The organism is Sphingopyxis sp. (assembly GCF_036402335.1).
Classification (GTDB): domain Bacteria; phylum Pseudomonadota; class Alphaproteobacteria; order Sphingomonadales; family Sphingomonadaceae; genus Sphingopyxis.
This window is the reverse complement of the sequence record NZ_DASWTD010000559.1, coordinates 1-8,100: the sequence shown is the minus strand read 5'-3', so window position 1 is coordinate 8,100 and position 8,100 is coordinate 1. Positions and strand designations below refer to the sequence as shown.

The window sequence follows — 8,100 nt, the reverse complement described above, 5'->3', positions numbered from 1 at the left end:
GCGACGACACGTGGATGTCGATCCAGTTCATGAAGACGATGAAGGTCGACCGCATCGCCGCGGGGCATCTGCTCGACAGCTTTACCGATACACCGCCCGACGCGTTGGCGGCGATCACGATGCCGACGCTGGTCGTGTGCGGAGCAGACGATCAGGACAATGGCTCGGCGCCCGAGCTCGTCGCGGCGCTCGCCGATGCGCGGCTCGCGACGATTCCGGGAACGCATATGTCGAGCGTGACCCAGCCCGAACTCGGCGAGGCGATCGTCGCCTTCCTGACCGCTTGACCGGACTCGCGCCAAGCGCCTAGCTGTCGCCATGCGCCGCAGAGCGCGGCCAGAATATTCCAGAGGACGCACCCCATGAAAGCCATGATTTCAAGCCTGTCGCTTGCCCTGTCGCTCGCGTTCGCGGGCCCCGCCGTCGCGGCCGAACCGAAGCCCGCGGCGCCAGCCGCCAAGGCGGCGAAGCCCACAGCGGCCGATGCCGATGCCTTCATTGCGGCCGCCGAAAAGGATCTGTTCGACTATACGGTCGAGGGCAGCCAGGTGAACTGGGTCAATGCGACCTACATCACCGAGGACACCGATGCGATGGCCGCGCGGATCAACGCCGTGGGGACCGAAAAATCGGTCAAATATGCCCTCGAGGCCGCCAGATACAAGGACGTCGCCGGCCTGAGCGCCGACACGAAGCGCAAGCTCGACATCTTGCGCACCGGGCTTGTCTTGCCCGCGCCGACCAAGCCCGGCGCCGCGACCGAACTCAACAACATCGCGACCGATCTGCAATCGCAGTACGGCAAAGGCCGCGGAAAGCTGAACGGCAAGGAAATCTCGGGCTCGGATATCGAGGCGGAGATGGGCAACCTGAAGAACACGCCCGCACAATTCGCCGAAATGTGGACGAGCTGGCACGACAATGTCGGCGCGCCGATGAAGGATGATTATGCCCGGATGGTAGGCATCGCCAACGAGGGCGCGAAGGAACTCGGCTTCGCCAACACCGGCGCGATGTGGCGGTCGGGTTACGACATGTCGCCCGAGGATTTCGCCAAGACGACCGAGCGCCTGTGGCAGGAAGTGAAGCCGCTCTATATGGCGCTCCACACCTATGTCCGCTGGAAACTCAACGAGAAATATGGCGACGCCGTACAGCCGAAGACCGGCCCGATCCGCGCCGACCTGCTCGGCAATATGTGGGCGCAGGAATGGGGCAATATCTATCCGCTCGTCGCGCCCGCCGGTTCGGGCGATCTCGGCTATGACGTCGGCGACCTCCTGACCGCACAGGGCAAGACCCCGCTCGACATGGTCAAGGCGGGCGAGAATTTCTATTCGTCGCTCGGCATGGCGCCGCTGCCCGAAACCTTCTGGAAGCGCAGCCAGTTCACCAAGCCCGCCGACCGCGAAGTCATCTGTCACGCCTCGGCATGGGACGTCGACAACAAGGACGATATCCGGATCAAGATGTGCATCAAGGTGAACGCCGACGACTTCACGACGATCCACCACGAACTCGGCCATAATTATTACCAGCGTGCCTATAACAGGCAGCCGTTCCTCTATCTCAATGGCGCCAACGACGGTTTCCACGAGGCGATCGGCGACTTCGTCGCGCTGTCGATTACGCCGCAATATCTCGTCGACATCGGCCTGCTCGACAAGGCGAAGGTGCCGAGCGCCGACAAGGACACAGGCCTCCTGCTGCGGCAGGCGATGGACAAGGTCGCCTTCCTGCCCTTCGGCCTGCTCGTCGACCGCTGGCGCTGGGGCGTGTTCGACGGCACGATCAAGCCCGCCGATTACAACAAGGCGTGGACGCAGTTGCGCACCCAGTATCAGGGCATCGTCCCGCCGGGCGAGCGGCCGGCGAACGCCTTCGACGCGGGCGCGAAATTCCACATCCCGGGCAACACGCCGTACACGCGCTATTTCCTCGCGCGCATCCTGCAGTTCCAATTCTATGAGGCGGCGTGCAAGCAGGCGGGCTGGACGGGGCCGCTCCACCGCTGTTCTTTCTACGGCAACAAGGAGGTTGGCGCGAAGCTGAACGCGATGCTCGAAATGGGGGCATCGAAGCCGTGGCCCGATGCGCTCGAAGCCTTCACCGGCAGCCGTGAAATGTCGGGCAAAGCGATGGCCGACTATTTTGCGCCGCTGAAAGCCTGGCTCGACGAGCAGAACAAGGGTAAGCCGACGGGCTGGTAAGCGCCTTTCCCCTCGCGCACCGGTTCGCGGTGGCGCGGGGGACTGGCGGTGGCCACCCAGCTCCTAGCGGAAAGGCGGCTCGTTGAAGGCGCGGAGCTTGCGGCTGTGCAGCTTGGCGCCCTCGTCGCGCATCGTCTCGCACGCGCGGATGCCGATCTGGAGATGGGCGGCGATCGCTTCTTCGTAGAAGCGGTTCGCCTGTCCGGGCAGTTTGAGTTCGCCGTGGAGCGGCTTGTCGCTGACGCAGAGCAGGGTGCCGTAGGGGACACGGAAGCGATAGCCTTGTGCGGCGATCGTCGCCGATTCCATGTCGATGCCGATCGCGCGCGACTGCGAGAAGCGCAGCGCGCTGTCGGTGTAGCGCAGTTCCCAGTTGCGATCGTCGGTGGTGACGACGGTGCCGGTGCGCATCCGTTTCTTGAGGTCGGCGCCGGTCGCGCCCGACACCGCCTCGGCGGCGGTCGCGAGCGCGACCTGCACTTCGGCGATCGGCGGGATCGGGATGGCGACCGGGAGCACCGCGTCGAGGATATGATCGTCGCGCAGGTACGCGTGGGCGAGGACATAGTCGCCGATGCGCTGGCTGGGGCGGAGGCCGCCGCAGTGGCCGATCATCAGCCACGCCTCGGGGCGAAGCACCGCGAGATGGTCGCAGATCGTCTTCGCGTTCGACGGGCCGACGCCGATGTTGACGAGGGTGATGCCGCCGCCGTCGGGGGCGACGAGGTGATAGGCCGGCATCTGGTGCCGCCGCCAGGCGCTGTCGGCGACGAGCGCGCTGGCGTTGACGCCGGGCTGGTCGACATAGAGGCCCGCGGCACCCGCGAGCGCGGTGTAGCGGCCTTGCCCGACCTGCGCCCCGGCCCAGGCGACGAATTCGTCGACATAGCGATGATAGTTGGTGAAGAGGATGTAGCGCTGGAAATGCTCGGGCGCGGTGCCGGTATAGTGGCGGAGGCGCGCGAGGCTGAAGTCGGTGCGGAGCGCATCGAACAGCGCGAGCGGCTGCGACGCTGAGGGGTCCTGTCCGAACAGGCCGTCGGCGAGTTCGTCGCCGATGTCGGCGAGTTCGGTGGTCGGGAAATGGCGCGCGAGTTCGAGCGGGGTGACCCCGCCCATGTCCGATCCGTCGCTCGCGTCGAGCACATAGGGGAAGGGGATTTGCTGTCCGGTGCGCGTGACTTCGAGCGTGATGTCGTAGTGGCGCGCGAGGAGGGTGAGCTGGTCGCGGAGGTAATCGGCGAAGAGGTCGGGGCGGGTAACGGTGGTTTCGAAAGTGCCCGCGCGTTCGAAGCGGCCGAAGGCGAGATTATGGCCCTTCTGCCCCTCGCGCTGCTCGCCGGTGGTGGTCAGGCGGATCGCCGGATAGTCGAAGAGGCCGGTCGCGGCGGCGTCCTCCGGCGGCAGCGTGCGGTCGCGGACATAGGCAGCGATGGCCGATTTGAGCGCGGTGACCGAGGCGCGGAACTTGTCTTGCAGTTCGGCGATGACGCCTTCCACAAGGGCGGTCGGGTCGGCGATGTCGGTTCGATTTGATGATGATGTCATCGCGTCGCTGTTGCACGAAATTGTGACAAAAGGGAAGGGGACGCGGAATGATGGCGGCGCGGCCTTTCGGGCCGCGCCGCCGCCCCCTTTGTTACATCTTGAAGCTGGCGCGGGCGTAAAAATAGCGTCCGGGCAAGTCATAGGCCGTGGGATCGAAATTATTGATGTCGCAGCTGATGCAGCCCGGCGCCTTGACGTTGAACAGATTGTTCACGCCGAGCGCGAAGCCGAATTCATCGCGATCCTCCGCCGGGAACCAGCGCAGCTGGAGGTCGGTGTAGAAGCGCGCCTTCATCTTGTTGTTGTCGGCGAGCGGTTCCTTGATCGCCGAAACATAGCGCCCGGTCAGCGTCGCGCCGATCGACGCGCCGTCCCAGTCGAGGATGCCGACCGACTTCCATTTGGGGAAGGTCTGGCTGGGGCTGCCCTGTTCGGTCCCTTCGCGGCTGATGACGAGCCGGCCATCGGCGGTGGGCACGATCACGTCATATTGGGTGAGGAAGCTGTTGTTCCAGGTGAAGCCGAAGCGGCCGGCCGAGGTTTCCTGGGTTTTGTACGTCAGGTTGACGTCGATCCCCTTGGTGCGGATCCCGGCGATATTCTGGAGCAGCCCTTCGATGACGGTCAGCTGTCCTCCGCCCGGCGCGCGGGTGACCAGTCCGCAGGCGTCGGGGTCGTTCTGGCCCACGCATTGCGCCAGCGTGATCTCGGCATTCACCGACTGGATCGCGCCCTTGATCTTGACGTCGTAATAATTGGCCTCGAGCGACAGGCCGGGGACGAACGAGGGACTATAGACGCCGCCGAAGATCCAGCTCTTCGAACTTTCGGCGGCCAGATCCTCGTTGCCGCCGACAAGCACCGAGATTTGGGGATTGGCCTGGGCATAGCCGGCCGCGGGAACGCCTTGCGCGATGCAATTGGCCTTGATCGTCGCGTTGTTGTTCCAGTTCTGGCCCGTGGTGGTCGAGGTCGAGCAGGGATCGTTGATCGGCTGGTCGAAGCGCGACTGGGTGCCGAACAATTCGCCGATCGACGGCGCGCGGAAGCCTTCGGCATAGGAAGCGCGGAGGCGCAGATCCTGCACCGGCTTCCAGTTCACGCCGCCCTTCAGCGTCGTCGTCGAGCCCGAGGTCGAATAGTCCGACCAGCGCACCGCGCCGGTGAATTCGAGCAGGTCGACGAAGGCGATGTCGGACAGCACGGGGGCGCTGAGTTCGGCATAGGCTTCCTTGACATTATAGTCGCCGCGCGTCGGCTGCGCCGGAATGTCCGAACTGAAGCCCGCGGCGACGATCGGATCGGGGTCGAAGCTGCCCTTGAGCTTGCGATATTCGACCCCGACCGCGACGCCGAGCGGCCCGCCGGGGAGGTCGAACAGGCTGCCGGTCACATTGGCAGAGGCGCTGAAGGTCGACTGGCGGCTGCGGTCGCGCTGGGTGAACATGACATAGTCCATCATCGGCTGGGTGATCGACCCGACCCCGCCGAAGATGTTGAAGGGGACGCATTCGCCGGTGCAGTCGGCGACCGGACCGAGCGCGCGGCGCAGGCGATCGGAGTTGATGTTGCCGTACATCGCCTGTTTGGCCTTGTTGCGGCCATAGGCGGCATTGATGTCCCAATACCATTTGCGCCCGCCGCCGATGTCGAAGCTGCCGTCGAGCGTCGCGACGCCGTAGATGGTCGTCACCGACTGGTTGAAGCGGCGCGGGCCACCCTCGACGAAGCGGCGATAGACCAGATCGGTATTGCTCGAGTCGAGCGTCACCCCGAACGGGTTGAACGGGTTGGTCGCATCGACGGTGATCACGTCGAGCACCGGGGTCAGCCCCGCCGCGGGGCCAAAGCCGAAGGGCAGCGGCGCGGCCTGGTTTTTCGATTTGCGCCGGTTCCATATCCCGCGAACCGAGAAATTGATGCTGTCGGAGATTTCCTGCCGCGCGTTGATGAAGGCGCCATAGCGCTCGACCGGGATCTGCAGATAGTTGAACGGGCCGAAATTGAAGCGGTCGGCGTCGGTGAAGGCCTTGAAATCGCTTGCCGGATCGGTCGGGTTTCCGGCGTTGTACACGGGGTTGCGGCCGATCACCGGGCCGCGCAGCGTCAGGTCATTTCGGGCCGTCGGCGTTCCGAAGACGATGAAGCGTCCGAGCGGTACGAAGCCCGAGCAGCCGCCGTCGAGGCAGGTGTTCGAATAGGGCGCCGGAAAGCGCGAAATCGCCCGGCTGCCTGCCAAGACGCCGTCCTGCTGGACATAATTGGCGCCGACGACGATCTGCGTCGGGCCGCGGCCGTTGCCCCAGCTCAACTGGGCGCTCTTGGTAAAGCCATCGCCCTGGCCGTAACCGCCGACCTGCGCGCTGGCGCGCAGCCCCTCCTGGCTTTTCTTGGTGATGATATTGACGACCCCGGCGATCGCGTCGGAGCCATAGATCGCCGAGGCGCCGTCCTGCAGCACCTCGATGCGTTCGATCGCGCTCTCGGGGATCGAGTTGAGATCGGTTGAGCCCGGCACGCCGCTCGCCGATGCGCCGTTCACGTAGCGGATGCCGTCGACGAGGACGAGCACGCGGCGCGAACCCAGATAGCGCAGGTCGATTTCGGCCGCACCGGCCCCGACCCCGCCGCCGTCGGGCGGGTTGCCGAGATTGCCGCTATTGTTGAACTTGCTGTTGAGGCCGCCGCCCGAACTCGGCAGGCGCTGGAGCACGTCATTGACCGAATTGAGGCCGGTCTTCGCGATATCTTCCTGTCCGATGAAGGCGATCGGCGCGTCCTGGTCGAGCGGGTCGCGGCGGATGCGCGAGCCGGTGACGACGATGGTTTCGCCGGGCGCGGCGGCGCTGCTATCCTGTGGAACGGGGTCCGGTTGCTGCGCATATCCGGGGGCGGCGCCTGCCAGGGCTGTCGCGATGGCGATGCCGGCCGTTCCCGAGCGCACAAAGTGGTGGAACTGGGTCATAATCCTCTCCTCCTGCTGTTTTTTTGCATGTTCAAGCGGCCGTCCGGACGACGTCCGGCGACCGCTTCAGCAACGCCTGAGAAGAGGATTGGGATGATAAGCATGCGCCTGCGGCGCACGAATGTTGCGGGACTGTGACCATATGGTCACAGCCCGGCTAACTTGCAGCAAATCGGGACAAAATTGGCGGATGCGCCCGCTTTCGTCATGCCGGACCCGTTCCGGCATCCATTGGAACCGTGCGTTGACGGAATGGACGCCGGCTCAGGGGGCGGCGAGACGAAGCAAGAGGCGGCTCTCGATGAGGGCCGCCCGGGTGCAGACTTACAGCTGCTCGAGCATATGGTCGGCGCTCGACACCTTGAATTCGCCGGGTGCTTCGACGTTGAGCTGTTCGACGACGCCGTCGTTGACGATCATCGAGAAGCGCTGGCCGCGCTTGCCCATGCCGAACGCCTTGCCGTCCATCGTCAGGCCGACCGCTTCGGCGAAGTCGCCATTGCCGTCGGCGAGCATCGTGACGCTGTTGCCAGCGCTCGCGCTCTTGCCCCACGCGCCCATGACGAAGGCGTCGTTGACCGCGGTGCAGACGATTTCGTCGACGCCCTTAGCCTTGAGCTCTTCGGCCTTGTCGACGAAGCCCGGCAGATGCTTGGCCGAGCAGGTCGGGGTGAAGGCGCCCGGAACCGAGAAGAGCGCAACCTTGCGGCCCTTGAAATAATCGGCGGTATTGACCTGTTCGGGGCCGTTTTCGGTGACCTTCACGAAAGTGGCGTCGGGCAGCTTGTCTCCGGTCTGGATCGTCATGGTCGGCATCCTTTTCTTGAGGGGAATTCGGGTCGCGCCGACATTGGGTGGGCCAGCGCGGGAGTCAAGGACGGTCAGGGTGCGGCGGATCGATTCATCGAAGTGCTGGACCCTTTGGGCGTGTCGCGGCATTGTACGGACATGGAGACCGCCCCGACCTGGTTCACCGGCCAATTATTGCTCGCGCTCCCCGGGATCGGCGATCCCCGTTTCGAGCATTCGGTGATCGCGATGATCAGCCATGACGAGGATGGCGCGATGGGAATCGGCATCGCCGACCCGATTGCTGGCATGACGGTCGGTGCAGTGCTCGACCAGCTCGAGATCGACTATGATCGTCCGCTCGAACAGCCCGTTTTCCTCGGTGGCCCGGTCGAACCGTCGCGCGGTTTCGTGCTGCATAGCAAGGATTGGGGCGGCGAGGCCGCGGTGCAGGTCAGCGACCGCTGGATGATATCGAGCTCGCACGACATATTGCGTGCGATCGGCGACGGCCGCGGTCCGTCGCGATGGCTGGTAGCTCTGGGCTATGCGGGCTGGTCGCCCGGACAGCTGGAAGGCGAAATGGTT

General features: G+C 64.9%; 6 protein-coding genes. 3 read left to right on the top strand and 3 right to left on the bottom strand.

Going from position 1 to position 8,100, the window contains the following annotated elements:
- Both VGD20_RS18235 and VGD20_RS18230 read left to right on the top strand, forming a co-directional pair.
- Positions 1–287: alpha/beta hydrolase (locus VGD20_RS18235; RefSeq protein WP_331135799.1), on the top strand; the 287-nt coding region annotated here is incomplete at its 5' end.
- 75 nt (positions 288–362) lie between these two features.
- A complete protein-coding gene (locus VGD20_RS18230) occupies positions 363–2,210 on the top strand; it encodes a M2 family metallopeptidase (RefSeq protein WP_331135798.1) in 1,848 nt (615 codons plus the stop codon).
- Between the two features lie 63 nt (positions 2,211–2,273).
- Here VGD20_RS18230 and VGD20_RS18225 read toward each other — a convergent pair whose 3' ends face one another.
- The 3 genes from VGD20_RS18225 to VGD20_RS18215 all read right to left on the bottom strand — a co-directional run bounded on the left by VGD20_RS18225 (position 2,274) and on the right by VGD20_RS18215 (position 7,530).
- Positions 2,274–3,758 carry an AMP nucleosidase gene (locus VGD20_RS18225; RefSeq protein WP_331135797.1) on the bottom strand — a complete coding sequence of 495 codons (1,485 nt, stop codon included), beginning with the start codon at positions 3,756–3,758 and terminating at the stop codon, positions 2,274–2,276.
- A 91-nt stretch (positions 3,759–3,849) separates the two neighbouring features.
- Complete coding sequence (locus VGD20_RS18220) at positions 3,850–6,723, bottom strand: TonB-dependent receptor domain-containing protein (RefSeq protein WP_331135796.1); 2,874 nt, start codon at positions 6,721–6,723, stop codon at positions 3,850–3,852.
- 324 nt (positions 6,724–7,047) lie between these two features.
- Entirely contained in the window at positions 7,048–7,530 is a 483-nt protein-coding gene (locus VGD20_RS18215) for a peroxiredoxin (protein WP_331135795.1), read from the bottom strand.
- A gap of 141 nt (positions 7,531–7,671) precedes the next feature.
- Here VGD20_RS18215 and VGD20_RS18210 point away from each other — a divergent pair.
- On the top strand, positions 7,672–8,100 hold a 429-nt coding region (locus VGD20_RS18210; RefSeq protein WP_331135794.1), incomplete at its 3' end, for a YqgE/AlgH family protein.

Bases quoted from the DNA above. Each gene is read 5' to 3' on its own strand.
- VGD20_RS18230 (WP_331135798.1), top strand. From the start codon at position 363: ATGAAAGCCATGATTTCAAGCCTGTCGCTTGCCCTGTCGCTCGCGTTC.
- VGD20_RS18225 (WP_331135797.1), bottom strand. From the start codon at position 3,758: ATGACATCATCATCAAATCGAACCGACATCGCCGACCCGACCGCCCTT.
- VGD20_RS18220 (WP_331135796.1), bottom strand. From the start codon at position 6,723: ATGACCCAGTTCCACCACTTTGTGCGCTCGGGAACGGCCGGCATCGCC.
- VGD20_RS18215 (WP_331135795.1), bottom strand. From the start codon at position 7,530: ATGACGATCCAGACCGGAGACAAGCTGCCCGACGCCACTTTCGTGAAG.